This window comes from Streptomyces olivochromogenes, from assembly GCF_021538895.1.
Lineage (GTDB): Bacteria > Actinomycetota > Actinomycetes > Streptomycetales > Streptomycetaceae > Streptomyces > Streptomyces olivochromogenes_A.
The window spans coordinates 33,267-58,675 of the sequence record NZ_JADDRL010000032.1 but is presented as its reverse complement, the minus strand read 5'-3'; the positions used below and the strand labels follow the sequence as shown (position 1 = coordinate 58,675).

The following is a 25,409-nucleotide window of genomic DNA, read 5'->3' as shown; positions in this document are numbered from 1 at the left end:
CAGCCCCGACCAGCTGATCAGCTCCTGTCTCTCTCAGTTCGCTCCGTAAACCTGGGATGCGGTCATCGTGAGGCATCGCCTTTCATCGGGTGGGGATTGGCCTGCCGCCGGGACCAGAAGGGGTGACCGGACCAGCGGGTCTCCTGGGTGTGCACAGTGCGATGGCCGTGCTCGTAGGCGGTGCCGGCGGCGGTGACCTTGGCCGCGTAGTCGTCGAAGGCTGTGCTGTCGCCGCGCAGCCGGGCGTCGAGTGCCTGGCCTGCGCTCAGCCCGGTGTAGAGGGCTGTGATGATGCCCTGCGACGAGACCGGGTCGAAGGCGGCTGCCGCGTCCCCGGCGGCCACCCAGCCGTCTCCGTGTACCCGGTCCAGGTGTGTGGTGTGTGCCGGGGCACGACGGGGGCGCTGCAGGGCAGCGAGTCCGTGCGGGCGGGCCCGGTGGGAGATGTGCCGGGTCCTCAGCAGCCTGCGGCGGAAGTCTTCGGCGCCTCGCGGGACGGCGATCGGCAGGTCGGCGTCGGTGAAGTAGCTGACCAGGCGTCTACGGGAAGGCAGCAGAGCCGTGTACCACCAGCCGTGCGGATCGGACTCCACGAGCGAGCAGCCGTCATTGGCAGCCGGGGCGGGATCCAGGCAGACGTGAAAGGCGGTCAGCCGGTCTGCGGTGTGCCGCCGGGCGCCGGCGGGCACGGCGATGGCTGCCCGTCGCCCCGTGGCGTCCACCACGTACCGTGCCTGCACGACGTGTTCCTCGCCGTCGGCGCAGCGCAGGGCGAACCGCCAGATGCCGTCCGGGCGCCGAACGGGCCGACGTACGCAGGCGCGTTCGACGACGTCCGCCCCCGCCGCGCCTGCGGCGGTGCGCAGCCGGCGGTCGAACAGGGGGCGGTCCAGATGCCATCCGTGGCCGTAAGGATCGTTGATGAAGTCCACGGCGTGCAGGGCGTCGGAGCCCCAGGCGGACAGGTTGCCGTAGCAGGGCAGATGTCCGTCGCCCAGGACCGCCTCGGCGACGCCGAGATCGGCCAGGAGCAGGCGGGCCACGGGCACCAGTGCCTCGCCCGCCTTTGGCGGGCCGGTGCCGGCATCGGCCAGCAGGACGGTGCGGCCCGCACGCGCCAGCGTGAGTGCGGCGGCGCAGCCGGCGGGACCGCCGCCCGCGACGACGACGTCGTAGACACGGTGACCGCGAGCGACGACCGTGGGAACGGTACTCACCGCGCCTCGTGGAAGGGGTCCAGTTTTTCCAGGTACCCGGCGGCGATCGCCGCCTCGTCGCAACCGGTGGCCTGCATGACCTCGCCAACCGCCTGGTTCACCAGGGCGGCCTCCACGCGCTCGGCCGACAGCGCGCCGGTCCAGGCGCCCGCCGCGTCGGCCAGTTGAGGCGTGCCGGCCTGGGGCACATGAAGATTGATGAGGTTGGCGTGGTCCGGCTGCTGGTCGAGGTCGCCTCCCGGCGTGGACTCCACCTGGATGTGCTCGGGGAACTTTCCGTCCTCGCCCTGGTACTCGTGGACCTCGACGATCCCGAACTTGTACCAGTCGTCGATCATCTGTCGGCGCTGCTGGTTGAAATCGGTGCCCTCCAGGCCGCGCAGCCACACCGCCCGGCGTTCGAAGGCCTGTTCCCTGGTTTTGTCGTCGTTCGCCGGATCGTTGACGATCTCGAAGTCGGACTGCTTGAGGACGTGGTTGGGCATCTGGGCGGGCCAGAAGGTGGGCAGGTAGGGGCTGTAGCGGGGGCCCAGGCCACTCAACACCTGGTAGCCGGACCGGCAGCTGGCGGTGTCGCACTGCCAGGGTGCGGCCATCCAGCGGGTGAGGTCTCCGGGGCCCTGGGCGTACAGAGGGCCGTTCTTGCCGAGGGCGTCCTGCAGGCTGAGGACGACTCCGTAATCCCGTTCGGGGTTCTCCGGTTTGCGGTGCAGGATGCGGAACGGCTCGGAGTACATGGTCTTGTGGCGCAGCGGCCACGTGACCTCGCAGCCGGGGTGGAAGGCGTCCGCGGCGCAGTTCTCCAGCGCCGCCCGGTCGAGCAGGCCCGGCTGTTCCTGGACCGGTGCGTCGTCCACCTCCTCGTGCCGGCCCCGGAGGGGCTCGGGGACGAAGTCGCCGTCGGCCCATTGGGCGAGCATCCGGTCCTGGGTTGGGGAGAGCGGGATGTGCTGCCGCACGGACATGGCCTTCTTCCCGGTCATGGCATCGCCGTAGAGCCATGGCCACGGCAGCGGGGACATGCCGTCCCGCTCGTAGTCGCGCATCTGGACGTAGATCTGCCGGCGCAGTTCACGGCTGGTGCCCGACGGGTCGGCGAGCCGCTTGCGCATGTCCGGTTCGAGGAAGTGGTGCGGACCCTTCCAACCGAACTGGGTGGCGAAGCCATGGTTCACCCACTGGAGCTGGCAGAACCGGCTCAGGATCGGCTCGATGTGGTCCGCGTACGAGATCTTCGGCATCGCGGCGATGGTTCCCTCGTCCACGAACACGTCGTAGAGCACGTCGTACAGGGTCCGGACCGTCTTCACGCCGGGTGCGTAGCGTGGCGGGCCGACGACGACCCAGGCTCCCGCGGCCGTCTTCTTCTGGCCGTCGATGGTGACCTCCGCCGTCACCGGGCCGTCCGAGACGTCGTCGTACCACGTGTCGTTGTTGGCGACGCCGGTGATCTTCTTCTCCGGGTTCGCGTAGGACGCCGACCTGCCATCCCCGCCCACCACGAGGAGCCGTCCCGTCGCCTCGGTGGTGATTGAGCCCAGAGGGACCTTACGGCCCATGATCTCTCCAGTGTCGAAGGTGCCGGTCTCACGCTGTGACGCATGGACGGTGCGCGCCCCGGGGTCGATGACGAGTTTCTTCCGGTCCCCGACGTCGGCGTTGCGTCGTCCTCTTTGGTTCTCCTCGAGCCGCTCGGCCTCGGGGATGTCGAGCGGGACGTGGAACTGGTACCAGGCGGCCTTCTTGTTGGCCAGGTGAACGGACCACTTGATCTCGGTTACGCCGGCCTCGTTGAGTTTCAGTTCCCTGACCACCTCACCCGCCTTGTTGTAGCCGTAGACCCGGAAGCGGGCGGCCTGCTTGATGACGGCGCCCCACTCGTCCTTGTAGCGGCCGAGCGGCAGGGGCTTCTGGTCTGGTGACTCCGGACCGATGAAGGGCTGGCCACCGCTGTTGCCGACCCGGGCGATGCCGATGGCGGGATGGATCTTGACCTGCACAATCTGCTGGTCTTGCATCGAGGAACCTTTCACTCAGAGGTTTCCCCCTCGAACGCAATGTTGACCAGATTCCAGTCACCGTCTGTCGCAATTGACTGCGCATCGTCACATTGGGTGCACGATTTCATACCCCCAGATACGTCAGCCGAGCCCGGAACGGGATGACACCGCTCTCCCGTGCTGTCGACGCCTGCCGAATCCGCGAGGCGCACGATTCAAGGCAAGTCGGCGTGCGTCGAGACGCCGGATCGACCCGGTGACCGCAACGTGGATGTGGCGGCTCGGTGCCGCGGCAGGCCGGACAAAAGCGAGATGGAGGGGTCCGCAAGTAATCGGCACCGGCGACATCGACGTCTTCCTCGGCCTGGGCGTCGGCAAGGGCAGAACACCTCGCCACCGCCGTCACCTCGGTCGGCAAGCGAACTCCTCGGCCGTTCGGGGCCAACGCGCCAAGCGCAGTAGCCGGATGGCTGCCACGGCAGGCTCTCGAGCGCCCTCCGGAGTAATGGCGAGCCCGGATGGGGGCCTCCATCCAGGCTCGACATGCAGGTGGACAGTCACCCGCCTAGCGTGGTGGCCAAACGGAAGTAACCACGCAGCTTGGCGTGCCACCGGTTCACCGGCTTCGGCCATGTGGGCGTCCGTATGGCCAGTGCCGGGGTTGCCATGGCTGCCAGGTGCGCGCCTTCCCCACCCCCTCCGGGAGTTCCGCATGGCCCGTATCACCATCAACGGCGTCACGGTGGATCCGCTGGTCCAGGCTGACGAGCTGGCCACCGCATCGCTGACGTCCGAGGACGCCTCTGCGTCCAACTATCTGCTCGTCCAGACCACGCATCCGCCCACAGCTGAGGAGAAGGAACAACTGGCGGCGCTCGGGGTGGTGGTCCAGGAGTATGTTCCGGAGGACACCTACCTGTGCGGCTACCGGGCAACGGACCTGGATGCCGTGCGCGCGCTGCCGTTCGTGGCCTGGGCGGACGTGTACTTCAACGGCTTCAAGATCGGCCGGCCACTGCAGTCGACCCGGCTGCGTTCGAGTGTCGCCGCGCTGGCCGATCCCCTTGATGCGGCGGGCAGCGGGACTCGCACCGTCGACGTCGTCCTGCACGAGGACGTCGATGCGAGCGTGGACGGCGTACGGGACCGGGTCGCGGCGGCGGCCGGAGTCAGCCCCGGCGACGTACGGCCCAGCCGCGGCAAGGTGCGTATGACGGTCCGTGAGGAGGACCTGCCCGCGCTGGCCGCGCTCGATGAGGTGAAGGAGATCGAGGAAGTCCCGGAGCGGGTGCTGTACAACACCGTCGCGGGGACGCTGATGCACGCCCAGGTGTCCCTCAACGGCACGAAGTTCCGGGGTGAGGGCCAGATCGTGTGCGTCGCCGACACTGGCTTCGACAAGGGTTCGACCACCAATGTGCACGCTGCCTTCACCGGCCGGGTCAAGCGGCTGATCGCCCTGGGACGCACGAGCCCCGCACGGGCGGACGACCCCAGCGGTCACGGCACCCACGTGGCGGGCTCGGTCCTCGGAGACGGGATGTCGGAGCCCATGGGCGGCGCCATCACCGGTACGGCTCCCGAGGCGCGACTGGTTCTCCAGTCGGTGATGACCGAGAACGGATCTCTCGCCGGCATCCCGGACAATCTGCTCGACCTGTTCGAGCCGCCCTTCGCGGAGGACGGGGTACGGATCCACACCAACTCATGGGGTCCGGTCACCCCCGGGCTTCCCTACGGCCCGGCGGCAGGCGAGGCCGACCAGATGGTCTGGGACCACAAGGACTTCGTCATCTGCTTCGCCGCGGGCAACGACGGCACGGACCGGGACGGGGACGGCCGCATCAACCTGAGATCCGTCAGCGACGAAACGGCGGCCAAGAACGTCATCACCGTCGGCGCCAGCGAGAGCAACCGCCCCGAGATCCCCTTCACCTACGACGGCAGGCTGCTCAACGGACCGATCAAGTTCCCTGCCCCGCCGATCCACGGGAACAAGATGGCGGACAACCCCGCCGGGATGGCGGCCTTCAGCAGCCGCGGTCCGACAGCAGAGGGCCGGTTCAAGCCCGATGTCGTAGCCCCTGGCACATCGATCCTGTCGACGCGCTCGCGAGTGGCACCCGACAACGGGAGCTTCGGGGTCTCCACAGATCCCGCGTTCATGTTCGACAGCGGCACCAGCATGGCCACCCCGCTGGTCGCCGGCTGCGTGGCGGTACTGCGCGAGACGCTGGTGAAGAACGGCACCCCAAAGCCCACCGCCGCACTCATCAAAGCCATGCTGATCAACGGTGCCGATGAGCTCCAGGGCCAGTACATCCCCTCCGAGGCAGGCCCTTCCCCGAACAACAACTCCGGCTTCGGCATCGTCAACCTCCAACGCGCCGTCGTCCTCCCGACCGATGGCGACCGGGCGGGCTTCACCGACGCCAAGGAACTGGAGCAGGGAGAGGAACGCGAGTTCCACATCCCGATTCCGCAGGGAGCAGGCCATACCCTGAAGATCACCCTTGTCTGGACGGACCCCCCTGGCCCGGCCCTGCAGAACGACCTCGACCTGATCGTCCGCGCAGGCGGTCAGGAACGCCACGGCAACATGGGCACGGACCCGGGTTTCGACCGAATCAACAACGTCGAGCAGATCCAGTGGCGGGACATCCCCGCCGGGGAAGCCGAGGTCGTCATCCGCGCCCACCGGATCACCCGATTCGCCCAGCCATACGCAGTCGCCTGGCGCATTCTCTGACACCCATACAGGCAACGTCCCGGCCCGTCGGGCCGGGACGACGGTGGTCACGGGCCGACCGCCATCCACCCCCCAGTCCAGGACGATCACGCCCGTCACAGCACGTCAGGCATTCCATTCAGGCTACGCATGTTCTGGTGCGCAATCGGTCTGCGCGGGCCTGTCACTTGGCACTGTCCGGCGGATCATGTGGCCGTGATGGCACCAAGTCAGTTCTCGCGGGCCGGACTGCGCCCGGTTGCGAGGCGTTTCTGCCCCTCGGGCATGGGCAGGACCGCCAGTGCGGTGTCTGCGATGTTCCGCAGCGTCTCCGGGTCCAGGCCGGCCTTGCCTACCGCCTCGATACCGCGGACCACCGTCAACAGCAGTGCCGCCAACCGCTCCGGATCCGCAGCGCTATCGATGTCGCCGTGGCGCTGGGCGGCGCTGATCTCCGTCCGCAGCAGGGTCAGCAGTGCCGTCATGGTCTCGGCCGACCGTCCTGCGACCGTCGGATCGTGCTGGGCCAGTTCCGCCGCGCCCTTGGCCAACAGGCACCCGCGGCGCTCGGTGTCTGAGGCGGTGTTCTCCGCCATGAGGTGCACGTATCCCGACAGCCGGGCCAAGGCCTCTGCGTCCGGGCCACCTGCCAGCCGCCCTTCGGCCACCTCGACGACTGCGGTGCACCAGTCGCCGAACACGCGGTGGAACAGCTTGCCCTTGTCGCCGAATGCGCCGTACAGGCTGCCCTTGCCCAGGCCGGTCGCCTGGGCGATGTCGTCCATCCGGGTTCCTGCATAGCCGGTCGCCCAGAACTGTTCCCGGGCCCGCTCCAGGACTTGGCGTTCGTCGAATGCGCGTGGTCTCGGCATGGTCTCAGCCTATCGATTCTTGACTCGATCGTCCATTACTGGCTACGTTATGGACGATCCATTCCACAACTGAAGGGGTTCGACATGCCAGGCGTGCTGCAGGAGAAGGTGGCTGTGATCACCGGAGGGAGCAGCGGGATCGGGCTGGCCATCGCCCACCGCTTCGTCCGGGAGGGCGCACGGGTCTTCGTGACCGGCCGGGACATCGACCGCCTCGAAGCGGCAGTCAAGGAGATGGGCCCTGCGGCCACCGGCGTACGATCCGACGTCTCGGTCCTGGCCGACTTGGACGCGCTCTACGCGCGAGTCCGCGAGGAGGCCGGACGCATCGACGTGCTGGTGGCCAACGCGGGAATCGTCGCGGACGCCGCGCTCGGCGCCCACACCGAGGCGAACGTCGACCTGACGCTCGCCGTCAACGTCAAGGGCCCACTATTCACCGTTCAGAAGGCGCTTCCGCTGCTGGCGGAGAACGCCTCCATCCTGGTCGTCGGCTCGAGCAACAGCGTGCGGCCCAATGAGCAACTCGAGGTCTACAGCGCCTCGAAGGCGGCGGTGAGCAACCTCGTGCACAACTGGGCCCGGCAGTCGCGGGAGCGCCGATTCCGAGTCAACGTGCTCAGCCCGGGACCCACGCGGACCCCTGGCCTGCTGGGCGCCGCGGGGCCGGACGTCGACCAGTTCGCCGAGGCCGTCGTGCCACTGGGGCGGCTGGCCGACGCCGAGGAAATCGCCGAGGCCGCTCTCTTCCTGGCTTCGGACGCCTCGTCGTTCGTCACCGGCGCCGAACTCTTCGCCGACGGCGGCTACACCCGGGCCTGAACGACGGCCGGTGGTGCGCGTCCGGTTCCCGCGAAGCGATGGGGCGCGCTCCCGGCCGCGCGTGTGCGTCGTACGAGGCCAGTGCGCCCGAAGAAACGAGATCGTGGCCGCGGCCTCTTGGGATGACGCCGGCCGCCACCCCGGCTGTCGCTCCGGCAACGCCAACCTCCGCTGGATGCTCTTCCATCTCGTCGAGGAGACCGGACGGCACGCGGGGCATGCGGACATCGTGAGGGAGCTGCTTGACGGGGCGAAGGGGTACTACTAGCTCTCTCCGGTGGGTCTCGATCGGAGCCAAAGTCGGATCGAGGCAACGGTGACGGTGCCGTAGAAGACGCAGGCGCGTCTGTCGAACCTCGTCGCCACAGCCCGGAAGCTCTTGAGGGCATTGATCGTCCGCTCCACCTCGTTCCTGCGTTTGTACATCGTCCTGTCGAAGCCAGCGGGCCGATCGCCCCTGCTGCCTTTGTGCTGTCGGTTGGCCCGCTGGTTCTTCGGTTCGGGGATCGTGTGCTTGATCTGGCATCGCCGCAGGTAGCGGCGGTTGCGACGGGATGAGTAAGCCTTGTCTCCGCCGAGGCGGCCAGGCCGAGTCCGCCGTCGCCCGCCATCCCGGCGGGCGACACGGACACGCTCCATGACCGGGATGAGCTGCGGAGCGTCGCCCCACTGCCCCGGGGTGATCAGCAAGGCGAGTGGGCGGCGTCCACCCTCACCGGCAAGGTGGATCTTGCAGGTCAGGCCGCCCCGTGAGCGTCCCAGGCCCTCATCGGGGCGGTGCTGCAGGGGCGTGTGTCTTTTCCCGGAAGCCGCGGGGGTTTCTTACGTGCTCCCGCGGCGTGTTGGTGGGCCCGGCAGGAGGTGGAGTCCACGCTCACCATGGACCAGTCGATGCGGCCTTCCGCGTCAGCATCGGCGAGGACAGCCGCGAAGAGCTTGTCCCATGTGCCATCCGCTGACCAGCGCCGATGCCGCTCGTACACGGTCTTCCACCGAACGAAACGCGCAGGCACATCCCGCCACGGTACCCCGGTGCGCTGCCGGAACAGAACCTCGTTGATCACCCTGCGATGACTCTCCCAACGGCCCCCGCTCTGACCGGACTTCGGTAGATGCGGCTCCAGCCGGGCCCATTCTTCATTTGTGAGATCTCCGCACCCCATGAGCATGCCAACGAACCAAGGCTGGGGCAGTCCCAAAATCCGCCGGACACGGCCTAAGCTGCGGCGTGATACCGGGTCAGCGCGGTCCAGCGGCGTTCAAAGTCCTCGGCCTGCTCGGCAATGTAGTCGGGATCACCGCGGCCGACCGACAGCCCATCAGTGGAGCCGCTCTGCCATCGCGACGCCGGCAGCATCAGCATCGGCGTGCGATCGGGTGCTCGTGACGAAGGACAGGTCCTCGCCACACCGGGCTGGTCGACGGTCTCCAGGTCGCCGACGGCCGTGTCGTACACCGCGACAGGGCTGGGCCGTGTCGTTGACGACGGATCGGATCGGAGCACCGCGTTCCGCCTGCAGTTCGGTCCATGACATCTTGACCCGCTCATGCATGATGACGGGATGAACCATAGCGACCAGCGCTTCCACGTCATCGTGCTGTCGAACTTCGCGAAGGGCTTCGACAAGTACGCGTTCGCCTACGGCAAGGCGGGGATTCCGGAGAGTACCTATCCCGACCGGTTCCACCTGCTGACCCGTGCGGAGTTGGGAATCGGCATCGGCAAGGCGCGACGCTTGCTGGACCGTCTGGCCATTGAGGGCGACCGGCTGCTGGTGCTGGAAACCATGGTGGACCCCGACAAGCTGGTGCCCAACGTGTCGACCGGCCTCGGCATGGAACTGCACGAGGCTCGCATCCGGTTGTCAGCAGTCCACGAACTCGACCAAGAAGGCGACGAGTTCGCTCTGCGCCCGACAACCGTCGAGGATGCGATGGCGGCCTCCCTGCACCTGCACGGATCGGCACAGCGCCGCTACGCCGACACGCGACCGCGCTCGGTTTCACTTCTGCCGGTCGCCTCCGCCTGCCAAGCCAGGTGTTCGTTCTGCTTCTCCGCGGCTTCGATCTCCAGCGACCAAGCGCCGGCACGGGTCCCGTGGGACGCGGTCACCCACTGGCTGGAGCGCGCCCGTGCGGCGGGTGCCGAGCGTGCGGTGATCACCGGCGGCGGGGAGCCCACGCTCATACCCTTCGAACAGCAGCTGCGACTGGTGTCCGCCTGCTCGGCGGCCCTCCCGAAGGTCGTCCTGATCACCAACGCGCACACCCTGGCGAAAGGCCGGCACGCTGACCGCGCCGGCCGCCTTGCAGCCCTGAGCGCCGCGGGCCTGAGCGTGCTGGCGGTCTCCCGGCACCACCACGACGACGACGCCAACGAGCGGCTGATGATGCTGCGCACACCGGTGAGCTCTGTGATCGACACCTGGCGCGTGGAACGTGACCGCTGGCCGGGCCTGCGGATGAGGCTGATCTGCGTGCTCCAGCACGGCGGCGTTGCCGACGCCGCCGGGCTTGCCGACTACCTTTCGTGGGCCGCGGCTCTCGGCGTCGAGGAAGTCTGCTTCAAAGAGCTCTACGTATCCACCAGCACCGAGTCGCTCTACTTCGACCGCGCCGCCAACGTCTGGAGCCGAGAGCACCAGGTTTCGCTGTCCATCGTCACCCGGTTCGCCGACCAGCACGGCTTCGAACTGGCGAGCCGACTGCCCTGGGGCGCGCCGGTCTACCACGGCAGTTGGGACGGACGGCCGATGCGGATCGCCGCCTACACCGAGCCCAGCCTGCTCTGGGAACGCACCAACGGGATCGCACGCAGCTGGAACGTCATGGCCGACGGACGCTGCTACGCCTCCCTGGAAGACCGGGCCAGCGAGATCGTGCCCGAAGGTGCGGCGGCATGAGGTTCGACGAGTTCCAGGAATTCCGGCAGCGGCAACTCAGTGCTTCCTCGTCGCTTCTGGACGCCGCCGAGACCAACGTGTACCGGGCGCTTGCTCCGACGCGACCGGAACCGCCGACCGACATGAGTACGGTGCACCGGTGCGATCTCGCCCGTGCCTGGCTGCGGCGCTTCGAGCTGCCGGAAGAGTGGTCCGGCCACGCCATGGTCTGTCGAGGGGTCCGGCACGGGCTCGGTGTGCTGTTCCACTGGCTGCGCGCCGTGCAAGCGCGGTTGTGGCTGCCCAGCGACGTGTACCCGGTCTACTTCGAACTGGCCCGCGCTGCGGGCCTGGCGCCCGCGTCCTACCCGACGCTACCGGCGCCGGTCCTGCCGAGGTCGCCGGCCGACCACCGGCCCGAATACCTGCTGCTCGCCAACCCCAGCAAGCCGCTCGGCCGATACCTGTCCGATGCCGAATGCGCCGAGGTGATTGCGTGGTTGCGGGAATCACCACGCCGCCACGTGCTGATCGACAGTGTCTACGACCTGGGGGCCACGTTCGCTGCCGGCACACGGCGATTGCTGGACACCGGTCGTGCGGTCCTGCTGCATTCGGTCACCAAGGGATGGCTGTGGCCACGCACGTTCGGCGTGGTCCTGCTGGGTCCGGCGCAAGCCGAATTGACCGAAGCTTTCCGGGCGGATCCGCCGACGTCGGCACAGCTGAGGCTCGCCGACCGTCTGCTGACCGAGCACAGCGACGTGCCCCAGCAGGTCGTCGACGAACTGGCCGCACGGGCTGAGCGGCTGTTCGAACGGTTGCCGGACGAAGTGCTCGGGGCGATCCCCACGGCGAGCCGGACTTGTCCCGGCAACTACTTCTTCCCGGTTGAAATCCCGGCGGAGACACTCCAGCGCGGGTGCGGCGTGCTCGCCATGCCGACCAGCGTGTTCGGGGAGAGCAACTGGTCCGGGTCCATCCTGACCAGCCTTGCCGACGCTTTCGGCCCGGCCCCGGCGGTGGCACGATGAAACCACTGAAGGACCTGGCCGTATACGACGATGCGGACTTCTACGATCAGGAGTTCACCGCGCGCACCCACGACATCCCCCTCTTCCTCGGCCAAGCGATCCGAGCGGGCGGTCCGGTCCTGGAGGTGGCCTGCGGAACCGGGCGCATCACCCTGCCGATCGCGCGGGCGGGCGTAGATGTCACAGGGCTCGACATCATGCCCTCGATGCTCGCGCGCGCCCGTCAGCGGGCCGAGGACGAGCGACTGCCAGTCGAGTGGCTGGAACAGGACTGCCGAGACATCCGCTCCGACAGGCGCTTCGCCCTGGTGTTCTCGGCGACCAACGCGATGCAGCACCTGCACGACCTGGATTCCGTGGTCGCGTTCCTCACCTCGGCGCGAAACATGCTGCGACCAGGCGGCATGCTGATCCTGGACGTGTTCAACCCCGACATGGCCAAGCTGTCCCGGCTCCCCGAGTCGCCCTACCACCACAAGTCGGTCGTGGACCGGAACGGGGCGAGGCTCGAGGTGCGAGCGACGACAAGCTACGACGCCGCCGCCCAAGTGCTGCGCTTCACGCTGGACTACCTACACGACGGCGTGTGCGTACGCACCAAGAAGGTCAGCATGCGCTGCTTCTTTCCCGAAGAACTCTTGACGCTCTGCCGGCTGGCCGGTCTCGACGTCGCGCAGCGCTACGGAGACTACGATCAATCCCCGTTCACGAGCACCTCGCCGAAGCAACTCCTGTTCTGCCGCTCCCAAACCGCCAACGGCCAGATCGGCGATCCGCCGCCGACACCGGTCACGCATTCGAGCTGAGCCAGCACCGCATTCCAGGCAACATGCCTGGTCGAAGGCCGCACGAGCGGTGACCCTCGCAGTCGTCCCCGCGTCCCGGACTTCACTGACTACCAGCGCGCACAGGTGCGGGAGCAGCAGCTTCAACGTCTGATCGCATAGCACTACCATTCAAAGACCGACCTGATCATCAGTCACGCTGGGCGATCCCGACACGTTGATCACAGCCGCTTGGCACGGCCGCCGTCACCATTCCCCTGGTCGCGGTCGTGAGCCTGCACGCCACGACGTGGGAGGCGCCGTCCTCACGGCCGTCGCAGACGACGCCGCCCTTACTGTTCGGACCTGGCTGCAGTGGGGTCCGCCCCCCAGCCGGACGGGTTCGCGCTGGAGGAGAGCGTCGCGACGACCGGCGCCTTGTTCACCGTCTGGATCAGAGAGGGAGCCGCGCTGGGGTGGTAGTTGTCCAGGGCGCACTCACGACGCCCCGCTCGGGATTCGGCCCGGGCCGGGGGCGTCGCGACGCGCATGTCGCCGCCCGGTCAGAGCGCTTCCAAAGCCCGGAGGGACTCGACGAGAGTGTGCGCTTCGGCGCACAGCGGTTCGAGCTGGTCGATGAGTCCCTGCCGGACCTGGTTCTCAGGGTTCTTGATGCGCTCGCTGATGCGGTCGCGGGACTGTTCGAGCTGCTCCCGGTATTGCGCCAAATTGTCCATCAGATGATCGACGACATCGGTTCCCTGAATACCTGTTGCCAGCGTGAACTGGTCCTTGATCGCGGCAACTTCGGCGTCCATCGCGCCGATCCACTCGTCCTGGAGAACTTGCAGGGAACTGATCCGGCCTTTCCGGCGCTGAACACCGATGTAGACCAGAGCGGCGACCCCGGCGACAAGGCCGGCGGGCGGGAAGAGCGTGCCGGCCGCGGCCAGACCGTACAGCCAGCCCCCGCTGGCTGCAACGGGTGTGACGATGCCGACCAGCGCCGCTGCCCGCTGCACCACGTCGTGACGGGTGGTCGAACGCCGGCTTTGCTGGGGAAGCGAGAGGCTGTTCACGTCAAGAGTGAAGTCCGGAAGCCGTCCCGCTAGATCCTTGTCGCCGAAGACCTGGTCCACCGCCTGGACCAGGTCCTTCTTGAAGCCCTCGAACTCCTCGGTCCACAGCGTCGCCGGACCCGCAGGCCCCTCGATCCATGTACGGAGCGCCTGGGCCTTCGACACCTGAATCTGGTTCGCCTTGGTGGGCCTGTTGAGGTCCGTGGCCCTGATGACGTCGTCCAGCTCGGCGTGGAGATGGGCGGACAGTCGGGTGAAGGGGCGAACAGTCCGCGCGATGCGGTTGTGGAGTTTGCGCTCAAGGTCCTCGCGCATGCGCGGCAATGCAGTGTCGAGGAGCTCCAGTCGCTGCCGCTCGCTCTTCAGTAGCTCCTTGAGCTCGTCGATCTCAAGGCGTTCGTCGCGCAGCCGCACGGTAAGCGCCTGCTGCCGCGGGGCCATGAGGATCCGGGCCTCCGTCGCCACCGCGGCGATGTGCCGGGCGCCGGTCCCGGTACTGATCAGGTCCTCGATCGCCTGGCGCAGTGTCTCCATGCGGCTTTCGGCTCGCTGCCGCTGTGCTGCGGCCTCCGCTCCCTCTGCGCCGAGTTTGTCCGCACGTGCCTCCGAAGCGGGGGAGACAGGCAGGAAGCCTTCACCGATGAAGCCGAGATCCGGCTGGCCGTTCGGCAGCGTGAAATTGTCTCGCAGGTACGTGTTGTTGCGGGCGATCGTCGCCTTCCACTCCGGGACGTTCCGGTGGTCGAGATTGGCTGCCGCGTCGATGGCGGTGACCACCCACACCACCCGTTTCCCCGACAACAGGTAGTGGTCGTACAGGAATCGGATCAGATCAAGGTCACGTTCCGAGAGGGTGCGGCTGGCATGCGACACATACATGAAGCAGTCCGCGTCGGCCATCGCGGCCCGGACGATCATGTCGTGGACCGGATTCGGGGAACCATAGCCGGGCAGGTCGTAGAGCTTCGCCGGAAGCTTGGCGCTGGCGAGCATGATCTCGAGCTCGGCCACCTCACGTCCGCGGTGAGACCTGAGCCGGTCGGTCACATCCGCATCCTGCATCGCATACGCCGCGACCACGGAGGGGGCCGGGGAGTTCCCCACCTCCTCCCACCTGTCCTCGGCGGAATCCGTGAAACGCACCCGCAGATAGCCAGTACCCGACGCGTCGAAGCTGGACTGGTCGTCCACCGGAACCACACTGGCGGGACACGCAGTGGTGGGGACGGGGGATGAAGGTAGGAGGCCCACGAACTTGTCCGCCGTGTGACCGTCGGCGGTCGGTACCTCGACCAGCTCAAGCCCGCCCTGCAGGCCACTGAGAAGGAAGCTCTTGCCGGACGAGAAAGCACCCAGCAGCGCCACGTTGATCAGGGTTGAGGCCGCACGCGTCCTCAGCCGTGTCATCGTGCCCGCGTCGCTGAGGACCTCCTCCGGCCACTCCGCCGGAGTCTCAGGAGCAGCTGACGCGGCGCGAAGCCACACCTCGCACCGATCGAGAACAGCGCGTAACTCGTTGCGTACTTCGTCGACGTCCCTCGGCACAGTCACGGCACAGGTATAGCCCAGGTCGGCGAGGTGGTGTGAGCATTCACGGAATTCCCCGGTGGAGTGGGGCCCGATGGGTACGTGAGTGCGGAATGGGTACGGCTCTTCTGCGGTGAGCTAGCAGTGCCGTGCGCCGCTGCCCTTCGTCGTCGGACCTGGCCGAGCAGGAGATGGTGCTGTCCCGGTTGGAGATCACCTGGGAGACGATGACGGACATTCTCGACGGCGACGAGACGGTCCCCGGGCCAGGGTCCGGGGCGGAGCCGGAAGCCGGCGGACCGGCGGACCGGCGGAAGTGTCGCAGCCACAAGTCGAGAGCCGCAGAGCCGCCATCGGTGAGACCGAGGCGGGCATCAACTCGATGGAGCAGAGGGCGTCCGGATGGCGGGCGGCGCGCTGTCAAACGCGACACCACCACGGTGTGACGGCGCCCGACTCAAGCCGACTCGAATTTGATCACCGCGTCGCCCGCAGCTGCGGCCGCAGCGAAGAAATCCTTCAGCTCCTTCAGGTCAGCAACCAGATCCGCTGCCACCGAGACCACGCAGCCACCGGTGCTGACCGAGCGGCGCGCGGCGTCCTGGTCATCACCCTCAACCGGCCCCACGTCCGCAACGCCATCAACCAGGCTCTCGCCGACGCCGTCGATGCCGCGCTCACCTTGCTGGAGAACGACCCAGCGCTCGAAGTCGGCGTCCTTACCGGAGCGGGCGGCCACTTCTGCTCCGGCATGGACCTCAAAGCCTTTCCCACCGAAGGAGTACCCAGGGTCGCCGGCCGAGGACTGGCCGGGCTCACCCGCGCCCGCCGAACCAAGCCGCTCATCGCCGCCGTCGAAGGCGCGGCGGTGGCCGGTGGCCTCGAACTCGTCCTCGCCTGCGACCTCATCACCGCCGCCGACACCGCGTTCTTCGCTGCACCGGCTACCTCGGCCTCCCCGAGACGACCGCAGCCGCCCTCGTCGACGGCTGGTTCCGCACCGGCGACATCGGCCTCAAGGACACCGACGGCTTCGTACGGATCGTGGACCGCACCACCTGGTGGGCCGACGTCGAGGACTTCGGCGTCTCCGAAGGCGACGGTGCCACCGAACGAACATCAGCGCCGTCTGCGGCCAGCACACGCATCCCGAGCGGGTCCGACTGACCCCGCAGCACCAACCCCTCGCCGGGCTTCCATGAGACCGGAACACCGCTCCCGCCCTCACGGGCTATTTCCTCACCAAGTGCAGGGAAGCCAACCGGATCAACACCCCTGGAGACATCGTCCTTCTCCGGAAACAATTCGCCGACAACCTCACCATCGATCAGCGGATCGCGTTCTGCCGCAAGCGTCGCGGCTACATCCAAGAAACTACGTCACCATTACAAGGACGGAATTCCGGAAGCCGCCCGGCCCTCGATTCCCACGGCCATTCCCGACATCGTCCCCCTGCGCAGGACCCCATGAACCGGACCGCGGGCGACGGCCACCCGGACCATCCAGCCTGACCGTCACTGGTCACCAGGGCCCGCCGGCCCAACGGTCGGCGGGCCCCACTCATGTGTCGGCCAGCTCTCTCACAACCGCTCAACCAGAGCGGCCCGCCACTCCGGCGACGGGTCCGAGCCCAACTCGCTCCAATACTCCCGGACAGCCGCGACCCTCCCCTCCCGCACAGTCCAGAACGATGCCACCCGATGCACCCCCATCGTTTCGTGCGGAACCTCCACCTCGGAGACCACCTGGTCGCAGTCGGCAACGACCCGCAGCACCCGGATTGACCACCCCTCCGGATACTCCGCGTTGATGCGCACGTAGTTCGCCCGCCCTACGATCCGCTCGCCGCTGACCGGCCACTCCACCACCAGGTCCTCAGCCAGCAAGTCACGCAACCCGGCCCAGTCCCGGGCCTGCATGCGCTCCCACAATGCATAAACGATCTCCGAAGGATCCATGGCCGCATCCTGACAGCCCCTACCGACAAGCGCCCATAGAACACCCAAGCCAGGGCCCGCTCGTCGCTCCCCACCCTCCCCACATGCTTCAAGACCCAATGAACTGGGGCGAGGAGCACACCTGAGCGTGTTCGAGGCTCTGACCGGAGTTCCATGAATCCCCAGGTCAGGGAGGTGAGCGAGGGATCGTTTCGGCAGAGTATGTCCCGGCATGGCAAGCAAGACGGTCGAGGCTGTGCTGTTTCCCGGGATCGATGTGCGAGTGGAGCGCGTCAGCGATTCCTCCGACGTCCTCGTAGTGGAGGCCGTCTCCACCGCTCGCCCAGGCCGGTGCCCGGACTGCCGGAAACAGGCGAGGCGCATACTTAGCACGTATCAACGAGCCTTGAATGTAAGGCTGTTGGCGCCTCGTCGGGTCATAGTCCGGCTGCGTGTCGCCGGGACTTCTGTGATCGGAAGAGCTGTTCCCGCAAGACGTTTCGTCGAGCAGGTGCCGGGCCTGTCCGAGCGGCACCGCCGCTCCAGCACCGGGCTGACGGGGTGGCTGCGGTCGATCGCGGTTGTGCCGCCGCCCGCGGCTGGTCGCGGGCCGGACCCGGCTGCTCAGACTGTTGACCGCCCCGACGGTGCCGGACCGCGCCGCGGGTGCTGGGGGTCGACGAGTTCGCCTTCCGGAAGGGCTGCACCTGCGGCACCGTACTGGTCGACGTCGAGGCTGGCCGGGTCGTGGACGTACTGCCCGACGGACCTCCGAGACGTTCTCGGCTTGGCTCACCGAGCATCCCGGCGCCGAGATCATCTGCCGGGACCGGGCCACCGCCTACGCCAGGGCGATCAGGAAAGCCGCTCCTCATGCCCTGGAAGTCGCCGATCGCTGGCACCTGTTGCAGAACCTGTCCGCCGCGGTGGAGAAGACCTGCCACCAGCACCGCGACTGCCTACGCAAACGCGTCCAGGAGGACGATGCTGTTGCCGCCCGCGGAACTGCCCCGCACCCAGATCATCGAACGCACCCGCCACCGCTACGAAGACATCCACCGCCTGCTGGAGAAACGCTGGACGATCAGCGCCGTCGCCCGCCGTCTGAACCTCGACCGCAACACCGTGCGCCGCTTCCGCGACACCGACCTCGACGAACTGCTGGCCTCCGCCCGCGACCGCCACCCCAACGCCGTCCTGGAGCCGTTCAAGGCGGACGATCGCCAACGGTGCTCCGCCTTGTATGACGCGGGATGATCCACGTTCGTCAACGGTCGTTCATACAGTCTTGGTAGCTGCCACGCCCAGAACGGATGACCATGCCGCTCCGGTGAAGGATGCGCACGGTCTTGGGGCGACCTGACCTGAAAAGCCCACCTCATCAGCTACTGAGTCGACGTGTCGGCTCAGTCTCCGACAAACCACAGATACAGCCCTTGTCCGTCGAGAACGGTTTGGCTCAGCTCGATGAGCTCGCGAGCGAACTCATCGGTGACCACTCCCGGAGGCAGCCGCGATATCTCTTCCAGCAGGGTGGCCACCTGTCGGTGATTGAACATGGTGTCCGCGTACGGCAACAAGTGCCCCAGCATCGGAAACGCTGACTGATCAAGCCCGGCCAGTTCCGGACTCCAGGCCACGCCGTGCCTGGCGCAGGCCTCGACCGTGCCGCTTTCACTGCGAACCTGGACATCAATCACGGTCAGACCCTATCCCCTCCTGATCCGCCGGGCTGGCCCAATATCAGTAGGGCACGCCCGCGCGCTTGGCCAGCCGTGTCAGCCTCGGGTTGCTGCGACGGTGCAGTGAGGTCAGCACACGCATCAGTTCCTGGCTCGTCGGGTGGACCCGGGCCATCTCGGAAGCGACGTTCCAGGCTTCTTCGAGGGCCTCGAAGGCGGAGTCCCGGTCGCCCAGGGCCAGGTGCGCCCCTGCACGTCAAGGAGGTGGACGTGCGGCGAGTGCGCCACCGCGACCACAACGCAGCCGAAACGTCCTGTTCGAAGGACGCCGGATCGTCGCCACCGGACGGGTGGCGACGCCAAACGCCTGTGGAGTGCCGGTAAGACGGGCACACGTGCCCGCGCAGCGCGTTGAAGCAGGAAGCCCCCGGAAGGGTCGGACGACCCAGGCCGGAATCCCTGGACTTCAGGCCAGGAAGCAGGTCAAGTAATCGCGCTGAGCGCCAGCAGCCAGCCGACCCTGGCCGACTCCGGCCCAACCCAGGTGCACCTAATTGCCTTTATTGGCTCAGAACCGTCTGTACGCCCTGGCATCACACAGCCGTTGATGGTCGTCATCTGGCTGCGCCGCAAGGCGCCTTCTCACCTTCGGAGACCATCACCGTGCCGATACCGCGTGTTCGCAGACCCGGCTCATCCCGCAAGCCATGGCGTTTCCTGATAAGTTCCCGCACTCTCACTCTCGTCGCGGTGCTGGCCGTGGCCACCGCCCTGCTCCCCCTGGCGGGCTTCGGCCAGAAAGACGCAAAGGCGGACAGCTCAGGGGTGTCGGGCCCTACCGGTGCGGGGTTCGCGCCACACCACGCCGTGGCGCCGGCATCCGCGATGGAACCCGCCGCACCGGTGCTGCCCCGGGACGGGTGGACGGTGACCGCCAGCGACGAGGAGAGCTCCGCGGAGAACGGACGCGCCGCCAACGTGCTGGACGGGGATACCGCGACCATCTGGCACAGCAAGTGGTCGGGAACCCCCGCTCCGCTGCCGCACAGCATCACCATCGACATGCACCGCACCGCTGTGGTGTCGGCGATCGTCTACCGGCCGCGGGCCGTCAGCCCCAACGGCCGTATCGGCAAGTACGAGATCCGGCTGAGCAGCGACGGCCGGGGGTGGGGCCAGCCGGTGGCCTCCGGCACTCTCGCGGACGACGCCACGGCCAAGACGCTGTCCTTCGCCGCACAGGGCACCCGGTATGTGCGGCTGACGGCGCTGACCGAAGCGGGCGGACGGGGTCCGTGGACGTCCGCGGCGGAGCTCGACCTGCTCGGCGATCCCGGCTCCACCGCCGGTGTCGTCGACCTGTCGCGCGAGGGATGGACCGCCACGGCAAGCGACGAGGAGGGCGCCGGGGAGGACGGACGCGCTGCCAACGTGCTGGACGGGGATGCCGACACCATCTGGCACAGCAAGTGGTCGGGGACCCCCGCTCCGCTGCCGCACAGCATCACCATCGACATGAAGGGGCCCCGCACCGTCTCCCAGCTCACCTATCAGCCGCGCCAGGGCTCCGCGAACGGCCGGATCGGCGCCTTCATCGTCACCACCAGCTCGGACGGCGCGTCCTTCGGTGCCCCGGTGGCTTCCGGCACCTGGGCCGATGACGACACGATCAAGGGTGCCTCGTTCATTCGGCCGGTGACGGCCCGGTATGTACGCCTGACCGCCACCACCGAGGCGGGCGGCCGCGGCCCCTGGTCCTCGGCGGCCGAAATCCGGCTGGCCGGGCCGGCGGATCCAGCCCAAGCGGGTGCGTGGGGTCCGGTGAAGGGCTTCCCCCTGGTCCCGGTGGCCACAGCCGTCCTACCGAACAACAAACTGCTCGCCTGGTCGGCGTACGGCGTCGACCGGTTCGGCGGCAGCAATGGCTACACCCAGACCGCAATCATGGACCTGACGACTGGTCAGGTCTCGCAGCGGCGCATCGACAACACCGGGCACGACATGTTCTGCCCGGGGATCGCCATCCTGTCCGACGGGCGCGTCCTGGTCACCGGCGGCAGCAACGCGGAGCGTGCCAGCATCTACGACCCGGCGACGGACGCCTGGACGTCGACTGCGGACATGCACCTACCCCGGGGCTACCAGGCGATGACCCTGCTGTCCAACGGCGACGCCTTCGTCCTGGGAGGTTCCTGGAGCGGGGGCGCGGGCGGCAAGAACGCCGAAGTGTGGTCGCCTGCCACGGGAACGTGGCGCACCCTGCCCGGCGTTCCCGTAGCCCCGACCATGACCGCGGATCCGGCGGGTCCCTACCGGGCGGACAACCATGAGTGGCTGTACGCCACTTCGGACGGCCGGGTGCTGCAGCTCGGTCCGAGCAAGCAGATGAACTGGATCACCACGGCGGGCGCCGGGACCATCGCGCCGGCCGGGACCCGTGCCGACAGCCAGGACGCCATGAACGGCAACGCGGTCGCGTACGACATCGACAAGTTGCTCACCCTCGGCGGCGCCACCGCCTACGAGAAGGCCAAGGCCACGAGCCGTGCCTATACCGTCGACGCGAGCGGCGGCGGACAGCCGGTGAGCGCCCGTACCGGGGACATGCGCTTCGCGCGCGCGTTCAGCAACAGCGTGGTGATGCCTGACGGGAGGGTCGCGGTGTTCGGCGGACAGTCGTACCCCGTTCCGTTCAGCGACGCGACGTCCGTCATGACCCCGGAGATCTGGGATCCGGCCACCGGGAAGTTCACGCCCGCCGCGGCGATGGCCGTGCCGCGCAACTACCACAGCGTCGCCAATCTGCTGCCGGACGGCCGGATCTTCTCGGGCGGCGGGGGCCTGTGCGGGGACTGCGCCACGAACCACCTGGACGGTGCGATCTTCACCCCGCCGTATCTGCTCAAGGCGGACGGCAGCGAAAGGCCCCGGCCGGCCATCACGGGTCAGGTGCCCGCCCGGGCAGAAAACGGCACTCAGTTGTCGGTAACCACCGACAAGGCGGTCACCTCCTTCGCCCTGGTACGCGCCAGTGCGGCGACCCACTCCACCGACAACGACCAGCGCCGTGTGCCACTGCCGTTCCGTGCCACGGCCGGGACCTCGTACCAGGTCGACATCCCGGCTGACCCGGGCGTCGCTCTGCCGGGGACGTACATGCTGTTCGCGCTCGACGCCCAGGGGGTGCCGAGCAAGGCCCGGATGCTGACGATCGGCTGAGACCGAGGATCCGGCCGGGCGACCCCTCGCCCGGCCGGGACAGTCAATGCACACGCGGCGGGTCCAGTTCGCTCTCGGTGAGGGTGCGCCTGCGCGGCCTTGACGTGCGGCTGCTCGGGAAGCGTGCCCACCTGGCTCACCGTCACCACCGCTGCAGCGCGCTGGGCGAGATGACCTGCGCGCTCAATCCGCTGTTGCATGGCCCGCGTGACCAGCTCGGCTTCGTTCTGGAGCCCTACGAGAGAGCGGCCCCGAGCGGCGCACCGACAAGGTCATACGAGTGACCGCCGAGCCGGGGCCGCACACCTGTCAGCTGCGGATGGGCCGGAGGGGGCGGAAACGGCGAGGGGCCCGGCATTCCTGCCGGGCCCCTCGGCTCTCGTAGCGGGAGCAGGATTTGAACCTGCGACCTCTGGGTTATGAGCCCAGCGAGCTACCGAGCTGCTCCACCCCGCGTCGGTAGCTCCACCCTACGCCACCCCTGTCTCGCAGGCAGCCGAATTTGCTGTGCGTCGGGCAGGCCCGCCGCTTCCAGTCAGCCGACGCTGGGCCGGGTTCAGTTGGTAAAGGTCGAGCATGGACGACGTCGAGGTGATCAGCAGCTGGGGGGCTTGCCGACGAGATCTTCACTTCCCTCGCCGACTACCTGGCGCGTGTCGCGCCACCCAGCAGCCAAGCGGACCTGGCTAACCATCAGGGGTTTCTGGCGCATCACACTGGCTAGAAGCCTGGCCTGCACGTCATCCCTACGACCCGGGTGATTGATCCCTCACGGGCCCTTTACGGAAAGGAGTAGACCCGCCACCTCACCCAGGCCGATCGTGGGCGACATGAACGATCACCCCAGTGCACCTGTCGACCCTGCCGGTTGCGCACAAGCCGCACCCAACCGCCCGCACGATGCCAGGTCGCCAAGGGGGCCGAACTCAGCCACGAATTCGCCAGATGCCTTGAGTGACGAGCCTCTGGGCGAGGAAACCCGTGAGGTCCGGCGCTTCTGGAGCCGACTCGGTCTGCCCGGGCTGGTCGATGTCCACACGCACTTCATGCCCGAGCGCGTCCTGCACAAGGTCTGGGACTACTTCGACTCACTCGGACCCCTGACCGGTGGGCGCGAGTGGCCGATCACCTACCGGACGGAGGAGGCGGAACGGACGTCCCTGCTGCGGGAGTTCGGCATACGGGCCTTCACCGCGATGCTCTACCCGCACAAGCCGGGCATGGCCCGGTGGCTGAACGGCTGGTCGGCCGACTTCGCCCGCCGCACCCCCGACTGCCTACACACCGCCACCTTCTACCCCGAACCGGGCGTCGAGACATACGTCCGGGAGGCCGTCGAGTCGGGCGCACGCGTCTTCAAGGCGCATGTGCAGGTGGGCGCGTACGACCCGGCCGACGAACTCCTTCAGCAGACATGGGGGTTGCTGGCCGAGGCCCGGATCCCTGTGGTGATCCACTGCGGCTCCGGGCCCGCCCCTGGCAAACACACCGGCCCCAAGCCGATCGCTCGGGTGCTGGCGCGGCATCCCCGGCTGCGGCTGATCGTCGCGCATCTGGGGATGCCCGAATACGAAGAGTTTCTCGGCCTCGCTGAGCAATTCGAGGAGGTCCGGCTGGACACGACGATGGCGTTCACCGACTTCGCCGAGGGGCTCATGCCGTTCCCCCGCAGGGCCCTCCCCCGGCTCACCGGGCTGGGCGACCGCATCCTGCTCGGCTCCGACTTCCCCAACCTCCCCTATCCCTATGTGCACCAGCTGCACGCCCTGGAGCGGCTGGATCTTGGAGAGGAGTGGCTGCGGGCGGTGTGCCATGACAACGCAGCAGAGTTGTTCGGCCTGTGAAGAGAAACCTGCTCGGGGAGGCCGCCACGGTCGGCGTGGACTTCCGCGTCGGTATCAACCAGCGCATCGAACCCAACCCGGACAACGTCCGCCGGCAGCGTGCGGCTGCGCACCATCGCTTCCGCGTCACAGCGGAGCTCCCCTCCAGTCCGCCTATCCGGGCGCACCCGGGCCGTGCCCGGCCTTGGACGTGAAGCGATAGTTGACCGTGCCACGGCCGACTCCCGCACGGTCGCCGACCTTCGCCACCGTCAGCCGGCGGTAGCCCTGCTCCGCGAGAATCTCCAGCGCTGCGTCCAAGAACCTGCGACCGGTGGCCTCCCGCTGGTCGTCGCGCTTGGTCAGGAGGCGTCGGGCCGCCGCAGTCGGTTTGCTCATCGCAGCAGCGGTATGCCATCGACGGTCCCTGTGCCCGTGGGGCAGGAGCGGGCCGCTGCAAATTGCAACACGGAGATACTAACCAGTCGGTATGTCACGGGCGTCCGGGGGCGGCCAAATCCGCCCCCGGACCCTCCCACGCTCAATCAGTGAGCGGACCGAACTCCTTGCGAGTGTCCACGGGCTTGCCGAAGAGTTGCCACCGTTCGCCCTTGAATCGCATCAACTGCAGCGTCTCGATCGGGAAGGCGTCGTCCGGCCCCGTGGACAGGGTGACCCCGGGCAGCAGCATGCCCACCTTCACGTCCCTGAGGTTGCGCACCGCGTCCCGCAGCCCTTCGCGGGTTGGGCACTTCATCGCGTCCAGGGCCTTGTGCAGGCTCGATGCGACGGCCCAGCCGTAGGCATTGAACTGGTTGGCCGGGTCGGCATCAGGTGCGTACTCGTGCATCGCGTCCTGATACGTCTTCACCTCCGGGTCCTGCGCCCACCGCGGGTCGGCAGGGTCCTTGAAGTACGTGGCGGAAACCACCCCTTGGACGTTCTTGAAGCCGACCGGCTTGAGCACCGCGGCGGACGAGGACACGTTGTTCACAATGTGCACCGGATTCCACTGGGTGTTCTTGGCATCGGCGGCAAGGGCCTGGCTGCCGAACTTGGGCGTGGTGACGTCCAGCAGCACGTCCGCCTTGGAGCGGGCGAGGCTCGTCATCTGCGCCGAGACCGACGGGTCGGTGACCTCGTAGCTCTCCTCCGCGATCACCTTGACGCCACTGCCGGCAACAGCCTTCTTGAAACCGCCGAGCAGGTCCTTGCCGAAGTCGTCGTTCTGGTAGAGGACCGCGACCTTCGCCTTCGGCTTCTCGTCCTTGAGGTACTTGGCGTACATCCGTGCCTCGGCAACGTAGTTGGGCTGCCAACCGATGGTCCAGGGGTGCTTGGTGTCCGTGCCCCAGACGGAGGCGCCCGTGGCGACGAAGGGCTGCGGCACCTTCTGCTGGTTGAGGTAGTCCCACACGGCCGCCGTGGAGGGTGTGCCCAGGGTCTGGAAGACGGCGAATACCTTCTCCCGCTCGACCAGCCGGCGGGCCTCCTCCACCGCCTTGGGCGGCTGGTAGCCGTCGTCACGGACGACGAAATCCACCTTGCGGCCGCCGATGCCGCCGTGGTCGTTGACGTACTTGAAGTAGGCGGCGACGCCCTTGCTGATCGTGCCGTACGCGGACGCCGGCCCGGACAGCGGGTATATCCCGCCCAGCTTGATGGTCTTGTCGGTGATACCCGTGGTCTGCTGGCCCTTGCACGTGCCGCCGGCGACGGTGCCCTGGTCGTCCTGCCCTCGCTGGGTGCTGCAGGCCGTCGCGGTGAGCAGCGCGGCGGTCGCTGCCGCGGCTGCCCGCAGAGCGGTGATGTTTCGCATGTGA

The 25,409-nt window shown here is 67.9% G+C and carries 19 protein-coding genes, 1 tRNA gene and 4 pseudogenes; 12 read left to right on the top strand and 12 right to left on the bottom strand.

Going from position 1 to position 25,409, the window contains the following annotated elements; all coding sequences use genetic code 11:
* Positions 1–62: 62 nt before the first annotated feature.
* Both IPZ69_RS18300 and IPZ69_RS18295 read right to left on the bottom strand, forming a co-directional pair.
* On the bottom strand, positions 63–1,217 hold the full coding sequence (locus IPZ69_RS18300) for an NAD(P)/FAD-dependent oxidoreductase (protein WP_235455203.1): 1,155 nt from the start codon (positions 1,215–1,217) through the stop codon (positions 63–65).
* Positions 1,214–3,235, bottom strand: a complete 2,022-nt coding sequence (locus IPZ69_RS18295; protein WP_235455202.1) for a LodA/GoxA family CTQ-dependent oxidase — start codon at positions 3,233–3,235, stop codon at positions 1,214–1,216. The genes IPZ69_RS18300 and IPZ69_RS18295 overlap by 4 nt, the downstream gene beginning before the upstream one ends.
* Positions 3,236–3,929: 694 nt before the next feature.
* Between IPZ69_RS18295 and IPZ69_RS18290 the strand changes: the two genes are divergently transcribed.
* On the top strand, positions 3,930–5,966 hold the full coding sequence (locus IPZ69_RS18290; RefSeq protein ID WP_235455201.1) for a S8 family serine peptidase: 2,037 nt from the start codon (positions 3,930–3,932) through the stop codon (positions 5,964–5,966).
* Positions 5,967–6,175: 209 nt separating this feature from the next.
* Here the strand turns inward: IPZ69_RS18290 and IPZ69_RS18285 are convergent, their stop codons facing one another.
* Positions 6,176–6,817 (bottom strand): TetR/AcrR family transcriptional regulator, encoded by a 642-nt coding sequence (locus IPZ69_RS18285; protein ID WP_235455200.1) that lies wholly within the window; start codon positions 6,815–6,817, stop codon positions 6,176–6,178.
* 84 nt (positions 6,818–6,901) lie between these two features.
* Here IPZ69_RS18285 and IPZ69_RS18280 point away from each other — a divergent pair, with 84 nt between their 5' ends.
* Together IPZ69_RS18280 and IPZ69_RS18275 are read left to right on the top strand one after the other, a co-directional pair.
* Positions 6,902–7,639 carry an SDR family NAD(P)-dependent oxidoreductase gene (locus IPZ69_RS18280; protein ID WP_235455199.1) on the top strand — a complete coding sequence of 246 codons (738 nt, stop codon included), beginning with the start codon at positions 6,902–6,904 and terminating at the stop codon, positions 7,637–7,639.
* A gap of 79 nt (positions 7,640–7,718) precedes the next feature.
* Positions 7,719–7,907, top strand: a pseudogene (locus IPZ69_RS18275) (mycothiol transferase); the annotation flags it as partial.
* On the opposite strand, the gene IPZ69_RS18270 reads toward IPZ69_RS18275, so the two are convergent.
* Both IPZ69_RS18270 and IPZ69_RS18265 read right to left on the bottom strand, forming a co-directional pair.
* A protein-coding gene (locus tag IPZ69_RS18270) for an IS5 family transposase (protein ID WP_235455227.1) occupies positions 7,904–8,802 on the bottom strand; the annotation gives its coding sequence in 2 pieces (ribosomal slippage) (positions 7,904–8,442 and positions 8,442–8,802; 900 coding nt in all). The pseudogene IPZ69_RS18275 and the gene IPZ69_RS18270 overlap by 4 nt on opposite strands.
* A gap of 53 nt (positions 8,803–8,855) precedes the next feature.
* Positions 8,856–9,095 carry a hypothetical protein gene (locus IPZ69_RS18265; protein WP_235455198.1) on the bottom strand — a complete coding sequence of 80 codons (240 nt, stop codon included), beginning with the start codon at positions 9,093–9,095 and terminating at the stop codon, positions 8,856–8,858.
* Positions 9,096–9,201: 106 nt separating this feature from the next.
* Between IPZ69_RS18265 and IPZ69_RS18260 the strand changes: the two genes are divergently transcribed.
* Genes IPZ69_RS18260 through IPZ69_RS18250 form a run of 3 tightly spaced genes read left to right on the top strand, consistent with a single transcriptional unit; the run spans position 9,202 to position 12,361 of the window.
* Entirely contained in the window at positions 9,202–10,542 is a 1,341-nt protein-coding gene (locus IPZ69_RS18260) for a radical SAM protein (RefSeq protein WP_235455197.1), read from the top strand.
* A complete protein-coding gene (locus tag IPZ69_RS18255) occupies positions 10,539–11,555 on the top strand; it encodes an aminotransferase class I/II-fold pyridoxal phosphate-dependent enzyme (RefSeq protein WP_235455196.1) in 1,017 nt (338 codons plus the stop codon). The genes IPZ69_RS18260 and IPZ69_RS18255 overlap by 4 nt, the downstream gene beginning before the upstream one ends.
* Complete coding sequence (locus tag IPZ69_RS18250; protein ID WP_235455195.1) at positions 11,552–12,361, top strand: class I SAM-dependent methyltransferase; 810 nt, start codon at positions 11,552–11,554, stop codon at positions 12,359–12,361. The genes IPZ69_RS18255 and IPZ69_RS18250 overlap by 4 nt, the downstream gene beginning before the upstream one ends.
* A gap of 521 nt (positions 12,362–12,882) precedes the next feature.
* On the opposite strand, the gene IPZ69_RS18245 is transcribed toward IPZ69_RS18250, so the two are convergent.
* Both IPZ69_RS18245 and IPZ69_RS47425 read right to left on the bottom strand, forming a co-directional pair.
* Entirely contained in the window at positions 12,883–14,763 is a 1,881-nt protein-coding gene (locus IPZ69_RS18245) for a dynamin family protein (protein ID WP_235455194.1), read from the bottom strand.
* Between the two features lie 619 nt (positions 14,764–15,382).
* Positions 15,383–15,664, bottom strand: a complete 282-nt coding sequence (locus tag IPZ69_RS47425; RefSeq protein WP_235455193.1) for a hypothetical protein — start codon at positions 15,662–15,664, stop codon at positions 15,383–15,385.
* Here IPZ69_RS47425 and IPZ69_RS47420 point away from each other — a divergent pair.
* Together IPZ69_RS47420 and IPZ69_RS18230 are read left to right on the top strand one after the other, a co-directional pair.
* A pseudogene (locus IPZ69_RS47420) lies at positions 15,566–15,814 on the top strand (enoyl-CoA hydratase-related protein); the annotation flags it as partial. The gene IPZ69_RS47425 and the pseudogene IPZ69_RS47420 overlap by 99 nt on opposite strands.
* A gap of 50 nt (positions 15,815–15,864) precedes the next feature.
* Positions 15,865–15,978 (top strand): annotated as a pseudogene (locus tag IPZ69_RS18230) (AMP-binding protein); the annotation flags it as partial.
* A 527-nt stretch (positions 15,979–16,505) separates the two neighbouring features.
* Here the strand turns inward: IPZ69_RS18230 and IPZ69_RS18225 are convergent.
* On the bottom strand, positions 16,506–16,883 hold the full coding sequence (locus tag IPZ69_RS18225) for a nuclear transport factor 2 family protein (protein WP_235455192.1): 378 nt from the start codon (positions 16,881–16,883) through the stop codon (positions 16,506–16,508).
* Positions 16,884–17,509: 626 nt separating this feature from the next.
* Here IPZ69_RS18225 and IPZ69_RS47845 point away from each other — a divergent pair.
* Both IPZ69_RS47845 and IPZ69_RS18220 read left to right on the top strand, forming a co-directional pair.
* Positions 17,510–17,818: pseudogene (locus tag IPZ69_RS47845) on the top strand (transposase); the annotation flags it as partial.
* 28 nt (positions 17,819–17,846) lie between these two features.
* Positions 17,847–18,119: a hypothetical protein gene (locus tag IPZ69_RS18220; RefSeq protein ID WP_235455191.1), complete on the top strand. Its 273-nt coding sequence runs from the start codon at positions 17,847–17,849 to the stop codon at positions 18,117–18,119.
* A 149-nt stretch (positions 18,120–18,268) separates the two neighbouring features.
* Here the strand turns inward: IPZ69_RS18220 and IPZ69_RS18215 are convergent, their stop codons facing one another.
* Positions 18,269–18,562, bottom strand: coding sequence for a hypothetical protein (locus IPZ69_RS18215; protein ID WP_235455190.1), 294 nt, complete (start codon positions 18,560–18,562; stop codon positions 18,269–18,271).
* Between the two features lie 849 nt (positions 18,563–19,411).
* Here IPZ69_RS18215 and IPZ69_RS18210 point away from each other — a divergent pair.
* Positions 19,412–21,763 (top strand): discoidin domain-containing protein, encoded by a 2,352-nt coding sequence (locus tag IPZ69_RS18210; protein WP_235455189.1) that lies wholly within the window; start codon positions 19,412–19,414, stop codon positions 21,761–21,763.
* A 382-nt stretch (positions 21,764–22,145) separates the two neighbouring features.
* Here IPZ69_RS18210 and IPZ69_RS18205 read toward each other — a convergent pair.
* Positions 22,146–22,219: transfer RNA gene (locus IPZ69_RS18205), tRNA-Met, on the bottom strand.
* Positions 22,220–22,593: 374 nt separating this feature from the next.
* Here IPZ69_RS18205 and IPZ69_RS18200 point away from each other — a divergent pair.
* Positions 22,594–23,607: an amidohydrolase family protein gene (locus tag IPZ69_RS18200; RefSeq protein WP_235455188.1), complete on the top strand. Its 1,014-nt coding sequence runs from the start codon at positions 22,594–22,596 to the stop codon at positions 23,605–23,607.
* A gap of 153 nt (positions 23,608–23,760) precedes the next feature.
* Here IPZ69_RS18200 and IPZ69_RS18195 read toward each other — a convergent pair whose 3' ends face one another.
* Complete coding sequence (locus IPZ69_RS18195; RefSeq protein ID WP_235455187.1) at positions 23,761–23,985, bottom strand: helix-turn-helix domain-containing protein; 225 nt, start codon at positions 23,983–23,985, stop codon at positions 23,761–23,763.
* A gap of 142 nt (positions 23,986–24,127) precedes the next feature.
* On the bottom strand, positions 24,128–25,405 hold the full coding sequence (locus tag IPZ69_RS18190) for an ABC transporter substrate-binding protein (RefSeq protein WP_235455186.1): 1,278 nt from the start codon (positions 25,403–25,405) through the stop codon (positions 24,128–24,130).
* Between the last annotated feature and the right edge of the window lie 4 nt (positions 25,406–25,409).